At 47.2% G+C, this 18,699-nt stretch carries 18 protein-coding genes and 1 other RNA gene; 11 read left to right on the top strand and 8 right to left on the bottom strand.

What is annotated here, in order from left to right; genetic code table 11:
- The first annotated feature begins 191 nt into the window (after positions 1-191).
- Positions 192-1,235 (top strand): type III polyketide synthase, encoded by a 1,044-nt coding sequence (locus tag QNM19_RS17715; protein ID WP_284027023.1) that lies wholly within the window; start codon positions 192-194, stop codon positions 1,233-1,235.
- A gap of 206 nt (positions 1,236-1,441) precedes the next feature.
- Positions 1,442-3,373, top strand: a complete 1,932-nt coding sequence (locus QNM19_RS17710; RefSeq protein ID WP_284027022.1) for a diguanylate cyclase — start codon at positions 1,442-1,444, stop codon at positions 3,371-3,373.
- Positions 3,374-3,547: 174 nt separating this feature from the next.
- On the opposite strand, the gene QNM19_RS17705 is transcribed toward QNM19_RS17710, so the two are convergent.
- A complete protein-coding gene (locus QNM19_RS17705) occupies positions 3,548-3,886 on the bottom strand; it encodes a hypothetical protein (protein ID WP_049865073.1) in 339 nt (112 codons plus the stop codon).
- 188 nt (positions 3,887-4,074) lie between these two features.
- Positions 4,075-4,911 (bottom strand): hypothetical protein, encoded by an 837-nt coding sequence (locus QNM19_RS17700; protein ID WP_049865072.1) that lies wholly within the window; start codon positions 4,909-4,911, stop codon positions 4,075-4,077.
- A 221-nt stretch (positions 4,912-5,132) separates the two neighbouring features.
- Here QNM19_RS17700 and QNM19_RS17695 point away from each other — a divergent pair, with 221 nt between their 5' ends.
- The 4 genes from QNM19_RS17695 (at position 5,133) to QNM19_RS17680 (ending at position 8,306) form a co-directional block, all read left to right on the top strand.
- Positions 5,133-5,996, top strand: a complete 864-nt coding sequence (locus tag QNM19_RS17695; protein ID WP_284027021.1) for a MipA/OmpV family protein — start codon at positions 5,133-5,135, stop codon at positions 5,994-5,996.
- Positions 5,997-6,027: 31 nt separating this feature from the next.
- Positions 6,028-6,456: a DUF3019 domain-containing protein gene (locus QNM19_RS17690; protein ID WP_284027020.1), complete on the top strand. Its 429-nt coding sequence runs from the start codon at positions 6,028-6,030 to the stop codon at positions 6,454-6,456.
- 125 nt (positions 6,457-6,581) lie between these two features.
- Positions 6,582-7,778 (top strand): serine hydrolase domain-containing protein, encoded by a 1,197-nt coding sequence (locus tag QNM19_RS17685; protein WP_049865068.1) that lies wholly within the window; start codon positions 6,582-6,584, stop codon positions 7,776-7,778.
- 210 nt (positions 7,779-7,988) lie between these two features.
- Entirely contained in the window at positions 7,989-8,306 is a 318-nt protein-coding gene (locus tag QNM19_RS17680; RefSeq protein WP_049865067.1) for a hypothetical protein, read from the top strand.
- A gap of 63 nt (positions 8,307-8,369) precedes the next feature.
- Here QNM19_RS17680 and ssrA read toward each other — a convergent pair.
- Positions 8,370-8,726: a transfer-messenger RNA gene (gene ssrA, locus QNM19_RS17675) on the bottom strand.
- A gap of 587 nt (positions 8,727-9,313) precedes the next feature.
- On the opposite strand from ssrA, the gene QNM19_RS17670 reads away from it, so the two are divergent.
- A complete protein-coding gene (locus tag QNM19_RS17670; RefSeq protein WP_284027019.1) occupies positions 9,314-10,948 on the top strand; it encodes a DUF342 domain-containing protein in 1,635 nt (544 codons plus the stop codon).
- A 50-nt stretch (positions 10,949-10,998) separates the two neighbouring features.
- On the opposite strand, the gene rnt is transcribed toward QNM19_RS17670, so the two are convergent.
- A complete protein-coding gene (gene rnt / locus QNM19_RS17665) occupies positions 10,999-11,661 on the bottom strand; it encodes a ribonuclease T (protein WP_049865066.1) in 663 nt (220 codons plus the stop codon).
- Between the two features lie 254 nt (positions 11,662-11,915).
- On the opposite strand from rnt, the gene QNM19_RS17660 reads away from it, so the two are divergent.
- Entirely contained in the window at positions 11,916-12,791 is an 876-nt protein-coding gene (locus QNM19_RS17660; protein ID WP_156202328.1) for a flagellar protein MotY, read from the top strand.
- A 49-nt stretch (positions 12,792-12,840) separates the two neighbouring features.
- Here the strand turns inward: QNM19_RS17660 and mnmC are convergent, their stop codons facing one another.
- Positions 12,841-14,826 carry a bifunctional tRNA (5-methylaminomethyl-2-thiouridine)(34)-methyltransferase MnmC2/FAD-dependent 5-carboxymethylaminomethyl-2-thiouridine(34) oxidoreductase MnmC1 gene (gene mnmC, locus QNM19_RS17655; RefSeq protein ID WP_049865065.1) on the bottom strand — a complete coding sequence of 662 codons (1,986 nt, stop codon included), beginning with the start codon at positions 14,824-14,826 and terminating at the stop codon, positions 12,841-12,843.
- A 180-nt stretch (positions 14,827-15,006) separates the two neighbouring features.
- On the opposite strand from mnmC, the gene fabB reads away from it, so the two are divergent.
- Entirely contained in the window at positions 15,007-16,221 is a 1,215-nt protein-coding gene (fabB, locus tag QNM19_RS17650) for a beta-ketoacyl-ACP synthase I (RefSeq protein ID WP_049865064.1), read from the top strand.
- Between the two features lie 62 nt (positions 16,222-16,283).
- Here the strand turns inward: fabB and smpB are convergent, their stop codons facing one another.
- The gene (smpB, locus tag QNM19_RS17645; RefSeq protein ID WP_010385884.1) at positions 16,284-16,763 is read right to left on the bottom strand and encodes an SsrA-binding protein SmpB; all 480 of its coding nucleotides are present in this window, start codon (positions 16,761-16,763) and stop codon (positions 16,284-16,286) included.
- 129 nt (positions 16,764-16,892) lie between these two features.
- Here smpB and QNM19_RS17640 point away from each other — a divergent pair, with 129 nt between their 5' ends.
- Together QNM19_RS17640 and QNM19_RS17635 are read left to right on the top strand one after the other, a co-directional pair.
- The gene (locus QNM19_RS17640) at positions 16,893-17,330 is read left to right on the top strand and encodes an SRPBCC family protein (RefSeq protein WP_010385885.1); all 438 of its coding nucleotides are present in this window, start codon (positions 16,893-16,895) and stop codon (positions 17,328-17,330) included.
- Positions 17,327-17,650: an RnfH family protein gene (locus tag QNM19_RS17635; protein WP_010385887.1), complete on the top strand. Its 324-nt coding sequence runs from the start codon at positions 17,327-17,329 to the stop codon at positions 17,648-17,650. The genes QNM19_RS17640 and QNM19_RS17635 overlap by 4 nt, the downstream gene beginning before the upstream one ends.
- 46 nt (positions 17,651-17,696) lie before the next feature.
- Here QNM19_RS17635 and QNM19_RS17630 read toward each other — a convergent pair whose 3' ends face one another.
- Positions 17,697-18,149 (bottom strand): DUF2069 domain-containing protein, encoded by a 453-nt coding sequence (locus QNM19_RS17630; RefSeq protein ID WP_049865063.1) that lies wholly within the window; start codon positions 18,147-18,149, stop codon positions 17,697-17,699.
- Entirely contained in the window at positions 18,146-18,697 is a 552-nt protein-coding gene (gene wrbA, locus QNM19_RS17625) for an NAD(P)H:quinone oxidoreductase (protein ID WP_010385891.1), read from the bottom strand. Before wrbA ends, QNM19_RS17630 begins: the two co-directional genes overlap by 4 nt.
- Between the last annotated feature and the right edge of the window lie 2 nt (positions 18,698-18,699).

Below are 18,699 nucleotides of genomic sequence, written 5' to 3'. Positions count from 1 at the left end.
ACCGATCTGAATACACTTCCTTTTTATTAATTCTTAATTAACCTTTTGTTGCGGTTTTTGCTCTAGTACACTGATTTTATGTAAGATAAATAAAAGTTTCAAATTTCATGTTGTTAATTTTATTTTTTATTTTTGTGAAAGTTTTTTGCGGTGGTCAGGTCTTTTTGTAAGAATTCAAAAGGAGATACAACATGACCACATTATGCAAACCTGCGACTTTTTATCCTGAACATCTTGTCAATGCAGATGACATCATGACCGTAATTGAGATTTGCCACCCGGATAGTCCGTACAAGCAACGGGCTTTTGAGATGATCCAAAATACAGAGGTAAAGAATCGACATTTGATTTTACCTCTGACAGAGATTGTGAAGCTTCAGGATTTTGGCGCGCGAGCTGAACGCTATAAAGAGGCCGCCATTGAAATGGCAGAAATAGTTGCTACTGAGGCGATGGAAAATGCTCAGGTTGCACCTGAGGACATAGATATGGTGATCGCCACCTCATGCACCGGCTTTATGATGCCCTCTTTAACAGCCCATCTGATCAACCGGCTGGGTTTACGTAACGAAACCAAGCAAATCCCGGTTGCACAATTGGGGTGTGTGGCTGGTGCATCGGCAATCGGGCGGGCGTTTGAATATTGTCAGAGCCGAAAAAACAGCAATGTGCTGATCGTTTGTGTTGAAACATCCTCATTGTGCTTTCATAAAGAAGCCAACCGGTTGCAGGACTTTATCAGTGACGCTTTATTTGCCGATGGCGCAGCTGCGGTTGTAATGCGGGGCGACAGCCTGGTATCTGGCCTTAAGCTTATTAACAACCAGAGTGTGACGATTAAAGATACCATTCCCTATATTGAATATGACATTACGCATCAGGGCTTTAAGTTTTCGTTAGATAAAGAGGTGATGCATTCGATCCCACACGTTGCGCCATATTTGCAATCGTTTTGTCAGCGCAGCTTATCGCGCAATGCAAACCAGGTAGACAGCACGATTTTTCACACCGGTGGTAAGCGTATTCTTGATGAGCTGGTAAGGTGTTTATCGCTTGAGCCTGATATGGTATCACGCTCTCGCGATTGTCTGGCTGAAACGGGTAACACCTCGAGTGTTGCAGTGATTGATGTACTAAAGCGTACCTTTGATTCAGCCAGGTGTGGTGATGCCAGCCTGCTTGCAGCGTTTGGCCCCGGTTTCACCTCGGAGATGAGTATTGGCGTATGGCATTAAAACGCGATTAGGGTTTAACGTAAGAAAAAAAGAACTGACTTGCAGCTGATCGAATTGACGCATCAGCGCGAGTCAACTTTCGCCACTCATTGCTAACCTGGGCGATGATTTTGATGCTGAACTGTGACAATTTGGGTATGCACAATTTCAGGCAAGACTGTGACTTTATTGTATAATTTAGCAATTATCCTTTAATGACCTGGGTCATGTACAAAAAAGCCTTTTTTGCGCTGAGCGTATTCTTTATTTCGGTGTTAATCGTGGCAACACTGGATACCTTTTGGTTTCACAGTTCAACCACTCAACGGCCAGCCCTGATGTCCTCAGTATTGCCCCCCGAGGTTCAACTACAACAATTGCAATCGGCACACCCGCTGCTCGACATTTATGAACTGGCCTCAGATTCCCCACAAGCAGCGTTAGCAAAATTGACGCGCTGGCAACAGGGCGCTCATGAGCTGGTGCCCATTGAACAAGTGTATGTGTTATGGATCCACAGGCGTGCAACCCGTGATGATCCCGAGCGGGCAAGATTAAACCAGCAATTGACAGACCTTGCGAGCCAACATCAGCTCAACTGGCTGGAAGCTTGGGTAGCCCAGGCGCAGGCAAAAGCGGCCTTGCGTATCGGTGATCTTGAAACAGCGCGCTCTGCTATTTTAAGGGCTGTGGCGGTTGCTCAGCAACACCAGGTCGGGTTCCTTTTAAAGGAGGTTTATAATACCGCTGGTGTGGTGTTTAACTCGACCAATGAACTGGTTAAATCGCAGCAGTACTTTCTTAAAGGGATTAAACAGATTGAAACGTTACCCGAGCACCGACTGCGTGCGTTATTGCACAATAACCTCGGTCTGTTGTACGTGCATCTTGAGCAGTGGGACAACGCGTTAAAATACCTGAGCCAGGCTGAAAAACTCTACAGCCAGTATCCCGATGCTACGCCAGAGTACATGTCGTTAATTTTATTTAACCAATCTTTTGCCCATAACCGTGCAGATCAGGCCGTCCAGTCCAGAGAAAAATTAGAGCAGGCACTCAGCTATCTGGACGAGGATGTGAGCGATTTTTATCGGGTCGTCGCGCTTAAAAATGAGGCCAGACTACTTAATCTGGAAAAAGACTTGGGTGGTGCGACGCAAAAAGCCAGTCAGTGCGTTGCGAAGACCAGCGCTGAAAAATACCCAATGCAGCATGGGATCTGTTTACTGGAGCTGGGCTTTGCTTACTACGCGAGCAGCCGTTTAGATGAAGCACATGTGGCAACGCGCTCGGCGATGGCGGTTTTTGGTAAGCTTAACCATGCTCGCTGGCTAATAAAAAGTCGCCTTTTCCTTGCTGAGGTGCTTGAGCGTCAGGGGGAGGCGCAGGCGGCATTAGCATTACTTAAAAATGCCCGAATAGAAGAAAAAGCCATGATTATGAATGAGTTGATTGCCCTGGATACGGCTCTGGAGGTGCAGCAAATAGCCCAGGAACGAGACTTGTTGAGTGCGCAAAGTCGTTTATCTAAGCTTGAGCTTTTACTGGATAAGCAGCGTTTCAGACTACTGGGTCTGTGGCTGTTCCTGACGCTCACGGGTGCTGGGTGGCTGGCGCTGCGTGCCAGAGCAGTGAGTAAAGAAAACCGTCGCCTGTATGACCTAAGCTTTGTAGATCCACTTACCAAAGCGGCCAATCGTCGTTTGTATCAGCAGGAGATGGCACGGCCAAACAAGCTGAGAGCTGAGGTTCAATACCGGCTGGTGGTGATTGACCTAGACCACTTTAAACAGATCAATGATACCTATGGTCATGATAAGGGAGACTGGGTACTCAGTGAAGCCGCAGCCCGGTTACAAAAGTTTGTAGCCGATGATGAGTTGTTTGTACGCTGGGGTGGTGAGGAGTTTCTGATGGTGGCTAAACAGCGTGATGCTTTTCGGGACTTGGCCCAAAACATGGTTGATGCATTGAGAGAAAAGCCGTTTGAACTGGGTGACACATCGCTGCGGGTGACCGCCTCCTTTGGTGTAAGCGAGGCAATGAGTGTGCAGCAATTGGGGGCATCGGATGGGGCATTTAAATGTGCCGACCAGTGTTTGTATCAGGCTAAGAACAATGGCCGCGATCAAGTTGTGATGCCTGAAGAGAGCTGTTAGTTGGTCCAAAGTGTGGGGCTAAGTTGGAGGGCACTACCTTGAGAAGCCGACACGTAATGTTAATGGTATCTGGGGATATTGGTATATCCCGGTAAGCCGCATTGAGTACTAAAAAGGTGCAATGAACAATTAAGAACGGGCACCATGAGGTTCCCGTTCACTATTCGGGGCAGCCTAGTAGAGCTCGATTGAATAGAGCAGGCAGTATCTACCGGATGAACCAGCCCAGATTTGGTCATCATGGCCGCGCGCGATCACTTTTGATTTTGCGTGATACGCAGACAACAAAGCCGATAAATTAGCATCAAAACCGGGGTCCGACTTTTTCATCCAGTATCCATCTGCACAAGACTCTTCAGGTGCCGCAAGCTTAAATACGATATCACCCTGACCGTACTGTGAGTAAGTGATTAATGTTGTAACCGTTGTTTTTGTGGAACCTTTAACACTAGCAAATGTTAAGGTACTGAAAGTGGCAAGTAGAGTTAATAATAGGGTAGTCCAAGTTTTCATTGTTTCAGTTCTCTGTATAAAATTGCGGCAAATAATACATCGTAATTTCAGGTCAATAAAGCAGCAAATCACTTTTTTGGGTAAATAACATCTGTTACTCCGTCTATGGAGGCACCATTTGCAGCTGGTGCGACTGGATAGTATGAGTGATAATGGCCGGGGTGAATCGGCCAGCAAGTCATTTTTATTTACTTATACAGTTCCAACTCGCCTAAGCTGAGGTAGTTGCCCAGGTCATTGGATACGTCGAGACGGTAATATTGGTAATGTGCCTTTGATTCCAGGCAGTACTCAGACATGGCGGGAAAGTCGGGTTTGTCGCCAGAACCAATGGGTGCCCACACTTGTTTATCGTTACTACCATATAGTTTCCAGCTGGTGGTCACCCAGGTTGTGGTGTGATTGTAACCTTGTGCAAGTGCGATTTTAGACACGGCTTCTGCCTGAGGCAAAGTGACATAGATTGACTCTTGCTTCTCTTTAGAGAACCAGACGTGATTATAGCTATAGACAACGACGCCATCATTTAGGTGGTTAATGCTGCCATGACTGGTTGTTGCAACCTCAAAGCCACTGATATCGACTTTTTCGTCCGCCAGCTGGCAAGCTCGGTTAGGTACCGTGCCATCACCTATGGTCAGCTCAAAATCACCACTTTGCTCAGTTGCATCAACCCAGTGCCCATACCAGCCATTGAAATCCAGCGACGGAGAACCGTAATAAGTGGCTTTCACACCAGCCTGATTGATCACATCAAAGGTGATGTACTTAGTGCTGTCAGCCGCATTTAACTGAGGCTGGGTGCCGTGAACCTGGTTGCCAGAGATAATACTGCCGTGGCTGTCTGTTGCTATGAAATGTACGCCACGAAAGTCGGGTGTGAATGTGGTTAATTTATCCTGCGTCAGTATATTGTCTCTAACACTGTCCTGTTTCAGGATCAGTTCATCACTTTGCGCGACAGCAGAGCAGGCAACCAGCGCCAGTGTACTCAAACAAAATTGGGCTTTCTTATTGGTCAACATATCTATTCCTTAAAATTATCCTTGTTTCCAATTTAGTATTCTACTGAACTGTTCATTACAAAGATATGTTTTGGGACCTCTATATCTCTCTGAGTTATGCACTTTGATCTCATGCACACATCGCACTCATATCCATAAATAGGTACACTTTGGTACATCTTTTCTGTACCTGTACATTTATCATTGCGCTTTATACACATTACTAATTAGATGGAATAAGTATGAATTCGATATATGCCAGAGCGTGTTTACGCGTTTCGCTGGCTTCGTTACTTGTTTTGAGTTCTTATTCAGGGCTTGCCGCACAAGAAAGCACGCAAAGCGGGGACGATGAAGCGCTTGAAGGCGGGTATGTTAAGCTGGGGCTTGGCTACCGGGCCTCAACGCCAAACCGGGCGCGGGATCATCAAGGCAGCGGGGCTTCAGCATTTATCAATGCTCGTTATCAGTTGGCTAATGGCTTATTTGCTGAGCTGACTAACTACAGAATGCTCAATGATGGTACGCGTGTTGGGTATAATTTTTATAATCCCGACGGTTGGAACTTTGATGTGATCACCCTCAAGGCGCATCAAAGCCTTGATTTTCCAGGCTGGCAGAATAATAAGCCGACCGTACATTATCGTAAATCAACGCAAATGCTGGGCGTACGGGCCACCGGTTCTTTTAACAAAACCACGGTCCAGTTTAGCTGGGCACCCTACTCGTTTAACCGGGAGTATGACGATGGCATGTTTGCGTCTTTGTGGGTCGATCAGTCGTTTCAGTATAAAAACTGGCAGATGTACGCCAACACGGGGTTAGTTTATCGTTCTGAGGAAATCATCAATTACTATTTTGGTGTGCCTGAGGAGATAGCGTCTTACATGTTTCCTGCCTATTCCACTTCCTCCGGGACAGAGGTGAGTGCAGAAATTGGGGCGCTGTATCCTATTTCACAACACTGGATGTTTGAAACCTATTTTAAATACAGCCATATGCCACGCAGTATCAATAACAGTCCGTGGGTCGCTATGTTCAACAAAGCTGAAAACCGTGACGGGCATGTATCTGAGCTGGGGATTTTAGTGAGCTTTGTGTTCTGACCAGGTTGAAAGTATCTACTGTTATAGCGTTATGAAAAGAATAAAAAAGAACCGAGCTGGTTTGCTCATCATACCGGCTTTTACATGTCAGGGTTTGTTACTGTGTGGCCATCTTCAGGCAAAGCCTGATGACCCTGAGCTGAGCAGAAATCGACTGGAGTTATCGCCGACCCAGTGTGTGTCGCTTACGCAAGGGGATAAATGCCACGTTGATGTGAAAGTGCAATGGCAGACACAAGCAGGAGCTACGTATTGCCTCAAATCCTCTCATTCTCAGGAGGCGTTAAAGTGTTGGACAGGGGCACAAAGTGGCTATATTGAACAAACTATTGTGACCACAGAGCCTGTTGTATTTACGCTTTACCAGGGAGATAGCGTGGAGCTTGCCAAACGTGAACTCAAGCTGATGTGGGTGTACAAACGTTCGGGCCGTTCACCTGCGTCATGGCGGATGTTTTAAGCCTAAGTTTTTTAAACAGTATATCTTGGTACGTTTTGATACACATTGGTAGCCCTTGGTACACCTTCACATACTGACTTCTTTTAGGATGGTTTCACTTAAGCAAACCACCTAAAGGATATGCAATGCAACTTACAACAAAGATAACACACAGTGTGCTGATGGCATCGATGTGTCTTGGTCTGGGCGCTTGTGGCGGGTCAGATAAGCATACAGCGGCAATTCAACCAGAGCCGGAAAAAAAAGCCGAAGTAGTACAGCCTGAGAGCAAAACCCTGGATTACCAGGCACTGATAGATCAGCTGGTGTCGGACGAAGTGCCAGGAATACTGCTGTATGTGAGGACCCCCGAACACGAATTCACGGGAGCAGCGGGGGTCGCAGACCTTGAGCAGCATACCCCGATGGATGTTAACAGCAGCTTTCATATTGCCAGCTCTGGCAAAATTTTTACCGCGCTGCTGGCCACCATGCTGCATGAGGACGGCATGCTGGATCTGGACAACACACTCGATACCTGGTTGCCAACCACTTTGCTGGATCAAATTCAATATAGCGACCAGATCACACTACGGCAACTGCTTAATCACAGCAGTGGTATTTACAACTACTCAGACAAAAATACCTATGTAGAAGACAAACTCGCTAATCCGGCATTACCTGTCACTAACGAAAGCCTGACACAGTACGCACTGAATAACCCCGGTTATTTTAAGCCCGGTGCCGGCGTTCATTATTCCAACACCAATTACACACTTGCAGGCATGATACTGGATAAAGTGCTGGGGCATCATAACGCCATTGAGATACGAAATCGCATCATCACACCTTTATCACTGGATGCAACGTTTGCCATTGGTTACGAACAGGACAGAGGGGAGATCACACCGGGCTACGACTACATAGACGGAGAGTTCATGAATGTTGGCCCGCTGTTTAGTTCTATCTGGTCTAACGCAACGCCCATAGCGTCTTCCGTATCTGATCTGGCACTGCTTACACGCAGTCTGTTTAAAAATCCAGACTTTGCGAGTGAGTCATTACACGGGTTATTGCGTGGCAGTGACAGTCTTGTTCGAGAAGATGAAAACACCCAATACGCGCTGGGTATGATGAAACACACTTATCCAAATGCCACCGTATACGAACACAGCGGCGGTAACCATGGCTACTCCACTCAGAATGCCTATATTGAAAGTCACGATTCCAGCATTGTCCTGTTTTTGAGTTGTGGGTTTAGCAGTGAGGAATGCGTCAATGCAGAATACGGACTATTTGAGTTACTGCTTACGGAACTGACAAAAGCCCCCGCTGTTAAGTAGCAGATGAGGGGAGGGGCAGCGGGTGTTGCCTCTTTTTTAGCTGTTACGCCCAAATATTATTGGACTTATGGGAGGCGGATCAGGTCACATTACATCCGCTAAAATCTGACTTTAAGTAATTCAAAGTCTGTTAGGCGGTATAGCTCAGCGATGGTCTTTTGCTTTTGTATTGAATTAGTGTGGTAGTTTGATTTTTACCGGGATAATACATTGATTATAAGAAAAGAGATTGATTATTCGACATATTCACTGAGCGACCTGGAGGAAGCCTGGCTCAGCGTAGATGATTATGCCTACCCCGAAAGGGCCATTGAGATTTACACGCGACTAAAAAGTATGGAAAAAGAGGAAGAGGGTGACTACGCGCAAAGCTCAAACGAATTTGTGAATCTACTATCTCACTTTTTCCGGCAGCATACCTTTGCGGATACCACCTTCAGCGATGAACTGCTTGAACAGAGCAATGCCGAAATGAAAGAAATACGAGTGCAGGCTATGATTGAATTGCGCGGAAAAGTGGACGGTTAAAAATATGCTTGAGGATGGACAATCCCATAAAAAAAGCCCCCGCAAATGCGGGGGCTTATTTATTGGTGGAGCTGGGGGGATTTGAACCCCCGTCCAGAAAGCGTCGACCTTCGGTCCTACATGTTTAGTATCGTCTTTTGGTTAACCTTTAAGTCTCGGACGAACACGATAAGTAAAGGCGAGGCCGCTTAAATTTAGCCCTTCAACCCCGGCCAGGGTTTCCGCAGCGATCTTGTGTAGGGTGACACTCATAATCCAGATCCACAAGCATATCTTGGCAGAGTGCTAGCGGGCTATTATGCCGCTAGAGCGTAGTTATCGTCGTTTGCGATTACTTTAAATGCGGCTTTTTTACGAGGCCAACCGCCCCTCGACATGCACCTCAGGCTTCATGAATCCTGTCGAATCCTAATCAGCCCCTGAAATCTCTTTCAGTCAGTAATTGTGATTATACCCAATAAAACCTCTAAAGCTCAAGCGAAGTTTGCCGATAAGTACAGTGATAAGAACTACTTGGCGGTTTTATACTCAAGTCTCATTTACAATCGTTTATATTTTGTCTAGCTGAGCGGCTGGTCGGGCTTAACAATTAGGGAAGGTTATGCTCAAATAAGGAAAGGCAATGGTTGTTTTTATATATCGTTGTTTAGTCTGATTGGCAGATTTGTACTTGTTTTAGCTAAATTTGAAATTTGGCCGCATCTTAGATTATGGGAAATATAGCACTTTGGTTGTAATTTTTCCACGTGATTTTTGTTGTTTGTCAAAATTCGCTTGCATGACTGGGTACAAGTGTAAAATGATGGGACTAGATATCAATGCTATTAGAAGCGTGAGCGCTTTCTTGGCAATGGTATCGCAGGCTGTTTTCTGTATAAGCTCTTCACAGATTGTCAGCATGGATGCAATACACAATAAGAGGTTACACAGCGGCCGAGCCCTATGTATAGACCTGGTAGTGCATAATAAATTTAATAACATCGTGCATATTTTTCGGGAAGTAAGTGATGTCTTTGTTTCATTTTGATGAGGAGTCAGGGTACGTTTCAATGAACGAACACCCTGCAAATACCGGATTTCCGGCCAGTTCCGCGCAGCTTGTTGAAGCGCTGGAAAGCTCTCCTTATGCCGACTTTGATATCATACATGCCAATATCGGGCAGTTGTTTTCGCCGTCGGATGACAGGGAGAAGGATTCTTTAATTGTTGCGCAGGCGGTTGATGCCGAGTTGTCTATTCGGGTTGACGAAAATAACATGATGGCTGAAGCAAGACTGACAACGGCACGCGGCGGTAAAATGGTCACTATGGATCAAGCCCGTGAAGCTCTTAGATCAGCAGGGGTTAAGCGTGGTATCAGTAAGCAGGCCTTAGACACCTTTTTAGGTCAGCAGTTTGAGCAGTCTCCGGGTAGTGTATACAGTGGTATCGTTGCCCATGGCCAGCGTGCTAAAGATGGCACCGACGCCAGATTTGTTCGTTTGTGCATGACAGCGCAGGACAGAGTGCTGAGTCCGCAACAAAAAGATGGCGGCAAAGTTGATATGCGTGACCTGGGCGCCATCATTACGGTGAGTCCGGGCAGTCCTCTGATGAAGCGCGTCCCGCCAACACCCGGTGAAGAAGGCTACTCTGTGTTTGGCGATGTGCTTGAACCAAAGCAGGGTAAAGATTTTGCGCTGGAAGTACCCGAAGGTACTAAAATCTCACCGGATGATCCTAATCTGCTCATTGCGGACGCCAAAGGTGTACCTGTTGCTATTCCGCGTGGGATCCGCGTTGATGATGTATTGTGTTACGATCAGGTTGATGTCACCACAGGCCATATTGAATTTGATGGTAGTGTGATAGTCAGCGGTGATGTCAAAGATGGCATGAGGATCAAAGCATCCGGTGATATCACCGTAATTGGGTTTGTCGAGTCTGCCCAACTTGAGAGCAATGGTGCCGTGACCGTCATGCTGGGCGTGATAGGTCGTAAAAGAGATGAAGGCGAAGATTTCAGCTGTTGTATCAAAGCAAAGCGTACGGTCTCTATCGGGTATGCTCAATATTGTCATATAGAATCTGAACAAGATCTGCTGATTGAACGTCAGGTTTTACATTGTGACCTAAGAGCCAAGCGAATGATCCGGGTAGGAAAAGGCGATACGCCCCGAGGAAAGTTGATCGGTGGCACGGTCTATGACGCCATGCGCATCGAAGCGGGTGAAGTGGGGGCTCCGTCGGGGACACGAACGCGGATTGCGCTGGCCCAGGACTGGCATATGCTAAAGCAAAAACAACAAGAATTTAAAGACCTCGAAAAACGCCTCACAGATAAAACCCTTGCCCTGAAACGCGCTCAGATCAAAGCCCAAAAGGCGCCCGCTTCTAATAAACGCGATGCTTATCTCAGCAAGCTGGCCCAGAATGAGCAACAGCTCAGTAAACATTACGCGCGTAATCAAAGAAATATGAAGCTGGTGCAGCATAAGCTGGCGCGACTATTAAAGCTTAGCCGGATTAAGATTAACGAATTGATGCATCCGGGCATTGAATTGACCATTGCCAGAGACAGTAAATCTTTTTCACGGATCTATCCGCCTCACTCGGTATTGCTCGACGAGGGTAAGATCACCCAGGAATTCGCTACCCAGTAATCTTGTCGCGATACCTCAGTGCTTGGTATCGCGTATCTTAGATTGGTTTGTTACTCTGACGCTTCGTCGCTCTCATCTTCAACGTCTGGCAAAGGCCAGCCACCCAGTGCCTGCCATTTATTCACGATATGACAGAACAGTTCAGCGGTGCGCTCGGTATCATACAGGGCTGAATGTGCCTGACTGTTGTCAAACTCAATCCCTGCAGTGCGACAGGCTTTAGCCAGTACGGTCTGACCCAGTGCCAGCCCGGCCAGCGAGGTGGTATCAAAACTCACAAATGGGTGGAATGGGGTGCGCTTGATTTTACAACGTTCAATGGCTGCGTTTAAGAATCCGTGGTCAAATGCGGCGTTATGCGCAACCACCACAGAGCGTTGGCATCCTGCTGCTTTTTGTGCTTTACGGACCGCTTTACAGATCTCTTTGATGGCTTCTTCTTCATCAACCGCGCCACGCAGCGCACTGAAGGGATCAATGCCATTGAACTCAATCGCCGACTGCTCGATATTGGCACCTTCAAAAGGTGCGACATGAAAATGCACCGTGTGGTCGAGGCTGAGCAGGCCCTGTTCATCCATTTTGAGCATGCTGACAGCAATTTCCAGCAGTGCGTCGGTGTCTTTATTAAAGCCTGCGGTTTCAACGTCAATGACGACCGGAAAGAAGCCGCGGAAGCGCTTTGCGAATAGGGTTTGCTCTTGTTCTGCCATAATCTGCTTGGTTTACTAAATTGAGCGGCCTATTATACTGATCGCAGATAAAGATGCGAATTTACTGGCGTGTTTCCTGCACGCAATGCAGGCTAGATGCAAAGCGGGTCCTGCCGTCAGAACTTTGCCGTCAAAGTCCGTTTTTAAAGGCATGATTATTGCTTGATTTATCGGTGAGGCGTTACCTGACGATTGCGATGGCCATTCAAGCAGCGCGCCCAGTTCGGTATTTTTGTTTAAAGCGGAGTAAGAGCGTGAAGTTTAAAGCGAACCTGATTATTGCTACCACATTGAGTATCCTGTCACTTCAGGCGCAGGGTGCAATGCGGCAATACTCTGCCACAGCAGACAGCTCCCAATGGTTTGTCGACAGGACAACACGATTGTCTTGTGCTCTGTCACACGAAGTCCCGTATTACGGCGAAGCGATATTTATGGCTACGGCGAGTAAAAATAAAGATCTCACCTTTAATCTGGATATGGTGGTCAGGCCTGATAGTTACGACTTTGCCGGCCTTGAATCTGTGCCGCCGGCGTGGCGGGCTGGGTTACCAGCCAGAGTGATGGGCCAGATGAAGTTATTGAAGAAATTTGATGGTGAACTCACCAATGCCATCAGCTGGGAGATGCTGACAGAGTTAGAAAAGGGTTATTATCCCACTTTTTATTATCAGGACTGGCAAAACCAGCATGATCAGATCTCCGTGGCACTCTCGTCAGTGAACTTCAAAAATGCCTATTGGGAATTTTTGCAGTGTCGCGATAATTTGCTGCCTTACAGCTTTGAAGACATTGCATTCACGGTAATGAACTACAAGTTCAACAGCAGTGAGCTGACCAAGTCATCACGAAAACGTTTGGATATGATTGGGGAGTATCTGAATAACGATCCGCAAATTGAATCCATTTATATTTCGGCGTATACCGATAGCTATGGCGGCCGCTCGGTTAATATGGCTATGTCGAAAAAGCGGGCCGAAGCGATAAAAACCTACATGGCGTCAAAAGGCATACCCGAAGATAAAATTGTCACCGATGGATTTGGGGAAAAGCGTCACGTTGCACCAAACGATACACCGATTGGTCGTGATAAAAACCGTCGGGTAATTATCCAGATCTCGAAACCGTAACAGCCAGGCGCGCTTATCAGGCGCGCCGCTGCAAAGTGGCAGATTCAGGTTAGATCTTATTCCTAATTAAGTCCCGGACTACAAAGCGGGCAGGGTGTAGTGCCTGATTGATCCGCTCGCTAAACGGTCGGGGCTCATCACACAACGCGGCGATCAGGTGCTCTGTCACTAAAGGGGCGCTACATAACCCTCGGGCACCAAACCCGGTCACCACATGTAATCCCTCATGAGGTTCTGCTAACGGCTCAAAGTCATCGTGCTTTCCCCGGCGCAGGTTTGCAAACGCGCTGCACAGGCTGTCAGGATCCGGCACCTGACCTGCCATCGGGAAATGATCGTTGAAACAGCAACGCACAGCCGCTTTAGCGCCAGTGATCTCCCCAAGGCTTTGATCAAATTCAGTATCTGCATAAAAGCCCTGTAACTGAGCGCGGTTGGTTAGGTTATCCTGCTCGGTGACTTCCCGGCCTTTGCTGTATTTTTCAAAGGTAGCACCCATACAATGCTCTCCCTCCATGCTGGGCGTAAAGTACCCTTTGTGGCATAACACGGTAGTGAGTTTGGACGAGGCTTTGCCTGCCTGGATATGTGAAACCTGACCGCGTACACCGTGTAACCCTAAGTGCTGAGTCTGAGTGAACATATCGCTGTGTTCACCGCCACATACAAACACGTCAGAAAACGGGCCCTGCCAGTGACTATTGACTTGTAAATACCAGCCGTCCTCGCGTTTTTCGAGTTCACTGACGTCTGCATTAAAGTGGTGCTGACTCCGGCATCTGGCCTGTGCAGCATCATATACAGCCTGGGTGAGCTGAGGCGGGCTTACCCAGCCGGCCTGTTCAATAAAGAGTCCCTCGAATGGCGTATCAATATTGGCCAGCGCTTGTGCCTCTATTGCGGAGACCGGACGTATCAGCGACTTGGGAAACAAGTCACTGGTGGCGATTTTCTGGTGCTGTGTGCGCTTACTTTCAGTGACGCTTTGTAACAGCACGCCACACCAGTCATGGTCATAGTTAAAGCCTAATGCTTCAATATGTTGATAGAAGCGGCGTGCGTATAAAAAGCTCAACCCATACAATTCGCTGGTCGTGCTGTACTGGGCTTGCAGGTTGGGGTACACGGCACCCTGACGATTATGCGATGCGCCACTGGCCAATGTGTCATCTTTACAGAATAAGGTCGTATTGATATCACGTTTGGCCAGGTGGTAGCTCAAACAAGCTGAGCCTATGCCGCCGCCTATAATGGCAACCTTTCTGAGTGCACGAGGAACGTGACGGTAGTATTGTGGGTTAGTCGCATGCGCGTTGGCTGCCCCAAACTGGCCGATTACCATTTCTCTTTTACGGCCATATCCTTTTACTTTCTGGCAGTTAAAACCTGCTTGCTGCAAGCCTCTGCGGACAAAACCAGCTGCGGTGAAGGTGGCAAACGTGGCGTTGTCTCGGCTCAGTGCAGCCATTGCATCGAACAGAGATTGTTGCCACATGTCCGGGTTTTTGCTCGGTGCAAAGCCGTCCAGGTACCAGGCATCAACCAGGCCCTGTGGCCCATAAGACAGTTTTGGTAAGGAGGTGTGCACATCACCAAACCACAGATCCAGGATCACCTGTCCATCATCAAATTCAAGGCGATGGCAACCCTCAACAGCGTCCGGATATTGGGCGCAGAGTTGTCCGGCTTGTTCAGATAGATCTGGCCATGCTTTTAAGGCTTGTCTTAAATCTTCAATCTTAATCGGGTATTTTTCGAATGAAATAAAATAAAGACGCTGAACGTTACGTTGTGTTTTTAGTCGTTGAAATTGAGCCCAGGTATTAAGAAAATTCAGGCCGGTGCCAAATCCGGTTTCTGCAACGACAAAGTGGTTGCGATCATGGTTCAGCAAGCGGGTATTGAGCTTATTTTGCGAATAAAAAACATAGTCAGACTCAGCCTGGCCATCATCATTTGAAAAGTAGACATCGTCAAAGCTGTCTGCGACGGGTGTTCCTGCGTCGTTAAAGTGTATCTGGGCGTTGCGTATCATAGTGTGTGTAAAAGTTCGCTACTAAATTGGTGTCTATTTTACGGATTTTATTTGCGTTCGTCCGTTGCATTTTAACAAATATCAGTTCAGAGTACGTGTGTACGCTGGAAAGCTGACCACTTGGTGCCTGGTTTCAGCGTAGAATACGCGTAAATTTAAAAAGTCCTAAGGGAATTACCCATGAGAAGAGCCGTTATTACGGGTATCGGTGTAGTGTCAAGCATCGGTAACAACAAGCAAGAAGTACTAGAGTCTTTGAAAGCGGGTAAAAGTGGTATCGCTTTTAACCAAGAGTTCGCAGACCTAAATCTGCGCAGCCAGGTATCTGGCAAGCTGGATATTGATGTGAAGTCTCTGGTTGACCGTAAAGCACATCGCTTTATGGGCGACGCAGCTGCATTTTCTTATATTTCAATGGCGCAAGCGATTGAAGATTCAGGTCTGGCACCTGAGCAAGTTTCAAATGAGCGTACTGGTCTGATCGTTGGCTCAGGTGGTGGTTCATCTAAATATCAGGTTGAAGCCGCAGACATTCTGCGCGAGAAAGGCGTAAAGCGTGTTGGTCCATACATGGTACCGCGCACGATGGCGAGTACAGCTTCAGCCTGTCTGGCAACACCGTTCAAAATTAAAGGTGTGAACTATTCAATCAGTTCTGCCTGTGCGACGTCTGCACATTGTATTGGTAACGCGGTTGAGCAAATCCAGCTGGGCAAGCAGGACGTGATCTTTGCCGGTGGCGGTGAAGAGCTACACTGGACTCTGGCAATGGAATTCGATGCTATGGGTGCCTTGTCAACCAAGTACAATGACGCGGCAGAAACCGCTTCGCGTACTTACGATGCAAACCGAGATGGTTTTGTTATCTCTGGTGGTGGCGGTATCGTCGTTGTTGAAGAGCTTGAGCACGCGCTGGCTCGTGGTGCACATATCTATGCAGAGATCGTTGGATACGGTGCAACATCTGATGGTTATGACATGGTTGCGCCGTCTGGTGAAGGTGCTGTGAGATGTATGAAGCAGGCAATGCAAGATCTCGACGGCCCAATCGATTACCTGAACACGCATGGTACGTCTACACCGGTTGGTGACGTGAAAGAACTGGGCGCTATTCAGGAGTTATTCGGTGATAACTCTCCTGCGATTAGTGCAACTAAAGCAATGACAGGTCATGCTTTGGGTGCTGCAGGCGTTCACGAAGCTATCTACTCATTACTGATGCTGGAAAACAATTTCATCGCACCGTCTATCAACATTGACGAGCTGGATGAGCAGGCAAAAGGCCTGGATATTGTTACTGAAATGCGTGAGCAGGAACTGAATACTGTGATGTCGAACAGTTTTGGTTTTGGCGGTACTAACGCGACTTTGGTTATGCAAAAGTATAAAGCTTAATGGCCTTTGCCATTAAGCGCTAAAAAAACCGCCGAAAGGCGGTTTTTTTATGTGTTTTAGTATTAAGCTTTATGTTTCATCAGGCGCTCTTTATCACGAGACCAGTCTCTGTCTTTGATGTCGGCCCGCTTGTCATGCATTTTCTTACCTTTGGCAAGGTGGAATTCAAGTTTTACCCAACACTTCTTCCAGTACATGGCTGTGGCAACCAGTGAGAAGCCATCACGCTCAGTTGCACCAATCAAGCGGTCTATTTCGCGTTTTTTAAGCAGCAATTTACGGTAACGCATTGGATCGCATATAACATGTGTGGATGCGCTATTGAGCGGCTGGATCTGACTGGCAAGCAGGTAGGCTTCGCCGTCTTTCAGGTGAATATAAGTATCTGTGATATTGACCTTACCAGAGCGAATGCTTTTCACTTCCCACCCTTGAAGCTCAATACCCGCTTCGAACTTGTCGTGTAAAAAATACTCATGACGCGCCTTTTTATTTAGCGCTATGGTATTGCTATTTGATTTGTTTGGTTTTTTCTTTGCCATAATGGCTTAGTCTACCTTGTATATCGGCGCGGATCAAAAATTGTGGCTATTTTCGCGCAGTCGCTTGTCACAAACAAGATAAATCTTGAAAACCTTGGTAAAATCGCCTTGTTAGAGTTTGGAGAGCGTATGCCACAAGTAGAAAAAAGTGCGTTAGTGATGTATAGCACACAAGAGATGTTTAACTTGGTCAATGATGTTGACGCTTATCCCGCTTTTTTGCCGCATTGTTCCGGGGCGCGGGTGATAGATACTTCGGATCAGGGTATGACTGCAAGCCTTGAAATCTCTAAGGCTGGTTTGACAAAATGGTTTACGACTAAGAATCAGTACGAAGGAAACCGGGTCAGAATGCAGCTTGTTGATGGTCCGTTTAAATCATTACACGGATATTGGGAGTTTATCGAATTGGATGAGCAAGCGTGTAAAGTCTGTTTAAAGCTGGAGTTCGAATTTGCCAATAAGCTGGTTGAGCTGGCATTTGGCCGTATCTTTAACGAAGTGGCGAAGAACATGGTCTCTGCCTTTACACAGCGAGCTAAAATTGTATACGGAGTACGTTCATGATCCAGGTTGAAGTGGTATTTGCGCTGCCTGATAAGGCCACCACGCTCAGTGTCGACGTTGCAGAGGGAACCTCGGTGGAGCAAGTGGTTTTACAAAGTGGTATTTTGGAACGGTGTCCTGAAATTGATCCGACGAACCTGAGCCTGGGTGTGTGGAACAGAACTGTTAAGCTGAATCACGTAGTACGTGCCGGAGACCGGATTGAGGTATATCGCCCACTTATCGCCGACCCTAAAGAAGCGCGTCGCCGCCGGGCTGAAAAAGCCAAAGAAGAAGGGCGTGCCAATAAAATCACCGGTGGACGCCCACTATCCAATTAGAATTTGCAGTTCAGGCCACTGCGTTGGTGTGCATGGCCTGATTGCGTTACTTTTCTTCGTCCCTGGGGCTGTCCTGCTCGTAAGCTGCTTTCTCATCTGCTAAATCCTGCTTTAGCTTGCGGATTTTTAACCCCAGCTCCTGACCTCGGTGTCTGGCGTAATAGGTACAGCCAATAAACATACAGGTGGCAAAAAAGAGCTCAAGTAATATCAGCAGCATTTCTTGCGGAGACACCCAAAGCAGCGTCAGTCCATGTGTGAAGTAGATTAACACAATGAAGTTGGCCCAGGCATAGGTATAAGGCTTGTCCTGAATAATGCCTTTAAGTGGCAACAACAGGGGTAAAATATACACCGCAAACACGAAACCTGTGCTGTAGCCCCCGCGGGGTGCCAACACAAATAACCATAAAGGCATAAGAATTAACAAGCCCACGTACCCAATAAGGGCTGAGGCCTGGAAGCGTTTTGTGACGGTTTTTTTAGGGATCTGACTCATGATAATTTATTGCTAATGGTAAACAGACGTTTTGCAAGTGCGCGACAGATTTTTATCTCTGTATCGCTTAACTCACAGCTGTTGTCCATGCCTGCCACATGGGTTGCGCCATAAGGTGTACCACCACTGGTGGTAGAGAGTAACTCAGGTACATCATAAGGTACACCCATCAGCAGCATACCGTGGTGTAACAGCGGCAAAGACAGGTTAAGCAGGGTCGCTTCGTTGCCACCATGCATACTACTGGACGAAGAGAAGACACATGCCGGTTTGTCGATCAGCTGGCCTTTGAGCCAAATATCACTGGTCGTTTCCCAGAATGTTTTAGCTTGTGACGCCATCATGCCAAAGCGTGTGGGCGTACCAAATGCCAGCGCATCGCAGTCAATGAGATCTTGCTTTGATACCACAATGTCATGGGCTTCTTTCGCAACGAAGGTACGAAGTCTGACTTGTGCGCCGTGAAACTCCAGTGTGTCTGCAATTTCATGTGCCATTGCTGCAACTGAGCCATGGCTTGAATGATATAAAACTAAGATCTCAGGCATAG

Source organism: Pseudoalteromonas ardens, assembly GCF_030125445.1.
In the GTDB taxonomy this organism is placed as follows: domain Bacteria; phylum Pseudomonadota; class Gammaproteobacteria; order Enterobacterales; family Alteromonadaceae; genus Pseudoalteromonas; species Pseudoalteromonas ardens.
Note: the sequence above shows the minus strand (reverse complement) of the source record. Positions and strands in the feature narration are given on the sequence as shown.

Bases quoted from the DNA above. Each gene is read 5' to 3' on its own strand.
- rnt (WP_049865066.1), bottom strand. From the start codon at position 11,661: ATGGCAGAACAAGAGCAAACCCTATTCGCAAAGCGCTTCCGCGGCTTC.
- QNM19_RS17700 (WP_049865072.1), bottom strand. From the start codon at position 4,911: ATGTTGACCAATAAGAAAGCCCAATTTTGTTTGAGTACACTGGCGCTG.
- QNM19_RS17640 (WP_010385885.1), top strand. From the start codon at position 16,893: ATGCCACAAGTAGAAAAAAGTGCGTTAGTGATGTATAGCACACAAGAG.
- QNM19_RS17630 (WP_049865063.1), bottom strand. From the start codon at position 18,149: ATGAGTCAGATCCCTAAAAAAACCGTCACAAAACGCTTCCAGGCCTCA.
- QNM19_RS17635 (WP_010385887.1), top strand. From the start codon at position 17,327: ATGATCCAGGTTGAAGTGGTATTTGCGCTGCCTGATAAGGCCACCACG.
- QNM19_RS17705 (WP_049865073.1), bottom strand. From the start codon at position 3,886: ATGAAAACTTGGACTACCCTATTATTAACTCTACTTGCCACTTTCAGT.
- QNM19_RS17690 (WP_284027020.1), top strand. From the start codon at position 6,028: ATGAAAAGAATAAAAAAGAACCGAGCTGGTTTGCTCATCATACCGGCT.
- QNM19_RS17685 (WP_049865068.1), top strand. From the start codon at position 6,582: ATGCAACTTACAACAAAGATAACACACAGTGTGCTGATGGCATCGATG.
- QNM19_RS17710 (WP_284027022.1), top strand. From the start codon at position 1,442: ATGTACAAAAAAGCCTTTTTTGCGCTGAGCGTATTCTTTATTTCGGTG.
- wrbA (WP_010385891.1), bottom strand. From the start codon at position 18,697: ATGCCTGAGATCTTAGTTTTATATCATTCAAGCCATGGCTCAGTTGCA.
- QNM19_RS17715 (WP_284027023.1), top strand. From the start codon at position 192: ATGACCACATTATGCAAACCTGCGACTTTTTATCCTGAACATCTTGTC.
- fabB (WP_049865064.1), top strand. From the start codon at position 15,007: ATGAGAAGAGCCGTTATTACGGGTATCGGTGTAGTGTCAAGCATCGGT.
- mnmC (WP_049865065.1), bottom strand. From the start codon at position 14,826: ATGATACGCAACGCCCAGATACACTTTAACGACGCAGGAACACCCGTC.
- QNM19_RS17670 (WP_284027019.1), top strand. From the start codon at position 9,314: ATGTCTTTGTTTCATTTTGATGAGGAGTCAGGGTACGTTTCAATGAAC.
- smpB (WP_010385884.1), bottom strand. From the start codon at position 16,763: ATGGCAAAGAAAAAACCAAACAAATCAAATAGCAATACCATAGCGCTA.
- QNM19_RS17695 (WP_284027021.1), top strand. From the start codon at position 5,133: ATGAATTCGATATATGCCAGAGCGTGTTTACGCGTTTCGCTGGCTTCG.